Below are 1,408 nucleotides of genomic sequence, written 5' to 3'. Positions count from 1 at the left end.
GGGTCTATCCCGCGATCGGTGTTTCCGGCGTTGTTGATCAGTAGGTCTCGGCTCCCGGCCAGCGGTCACCGAACGTGATGGCGAAGGCGTTGATCACTGGCTTCCAGCGCATCGTCCATCGGGCGCGGCCGGTCCCGGTCGGGTCCAGGCTGCGAGTCACAAGGTACAGGCACTTCATCGCGGCCTGCTCGGTCGGGAAATGCCCCCGCGCACGGATCGCCCGCCGATAACGGGCGTTCAATGATTCGATCGCGTTGGTGGAGCAGATCATCGTCCGGATCTCGACGTCGTAATCGAGGAACGGAATGAACTCCTCCCAGGCGTTGCGCCAGAGCCGGATCATCGCCCCGTATTTCTTCCTCCATTTCTCCTCGAGTTCGTCCAGCGCGATAGCCGCAGCGTTCGGACTGGGTGCGGTATAGATGGGCTTGATGTCCCGCTTCACCACGTCCCAGTCCTGCCGCGCGACCAGCCGGAAGGTGTTCCGAATCAAGTGGACAATGCAGGTTTGAACGATAGTTTTCGGCCAGACATTCGCCACGACCTCGGGGAGACCCTTGAGGCCGTCGCAGACGAGGAAGAACACGTCGGCCACGCCGCGGTTCTTCAGGTCGATCAGCACGCTCATCCAGAACTTCGCACCCTCGCCGCCGGTGCCCATCCACAGCCCCAGGACGTCCTTGTGGCCGTCGATGGTGACGCCGATGGCGGCGTAGACGGGCCGGTTGGCGACCTGGCCGTCGCGGACCTTGACGTGGATGGCGTCGATGAACACCGCCGCGTACACCGCATCGAGCGGGCGGTTGGCCCAGTCGTTCATTTCGGCGACGACTTTGTCGGTGATCCGTGAGATCGTTTCCTTGCTGACCGAGGCACCATAGATTTCGGAGAAATGCGCCGAAATCTCGCCGGTGGTCATCCCTTTCGCATACAGTGACAGCACGATCTCGTCCACATCCGCGAGCCGGCGTTGCCGCTTCTTCACGATCTGCGGCTCGAACGTGCTCTCCCGGTCCCGCGGGACCTCGATCTGAACTTCACCGGCGGCGTCCGAGACCACCGTTTTCGGCCGGGTTCCGTTGCGCACATTCGTCGACTCACGATCCGGGTCGGCCTGGTTCTTCTCATGGCCGAGATGCTCGGTCATCTCTTCGTTGAGGGCGGTCTCCAAAACGTTCTTGGTGAACAGCTTCAGCAGGCCGTCCGGGCCGGTCAGTGCCAGCCCGCGGGCCTTCGCCTCAGCCACCATCGCCGCCGCGGCGGCCTGCTCCGGCGACAGCTCCCGCGCCGGCTTCTCGTCACGCTTACGTGGACTCACAAGGTCCGATGTCATCACTCACAGTGCCCATCCCGCCGGACCTTCGGCCCGGCGTGTCGGGCCGCAAACACCGATCTTGGAACAGTCCCC

At 63.5% G+C, this 1,408-nt stretch carries 1 protein-coding gene; it reads right to left on the bottom strand.

Going from position 1 to position 1,408, the window contains the following annotated elements; genetic code table 11:
- Positions 1-37 precede the first annotated feature (37 nt).
- Positions 38-1,318, bottom strand: coding sequence for an IS256 family transposase (locus ACLJOU_RS46880; protein ID WP_410575780.1), 1,281 nt, complete (start codon positions 1,316-1,318; stop codon positions 38-40).
- Between the last annotated feature and the right edge of the window lie 90 nt (positions 1,319-1,408).

The sequence above is a fragment of the Amycolatopsis sp. cmx-4-61 genome (assembly GCF_046548775.1).
Classification (GTDB): domain Bacteria; phylum Actinomycetota; class Actinomycetes; order Mycobacteriales; family Pseudonocardiaceae; genus Amycolatopsis.
Note: the sequence above shows the minus strand (reverse complement) of the source record. Positions and strands in the feature narration are given on the sequence as shown.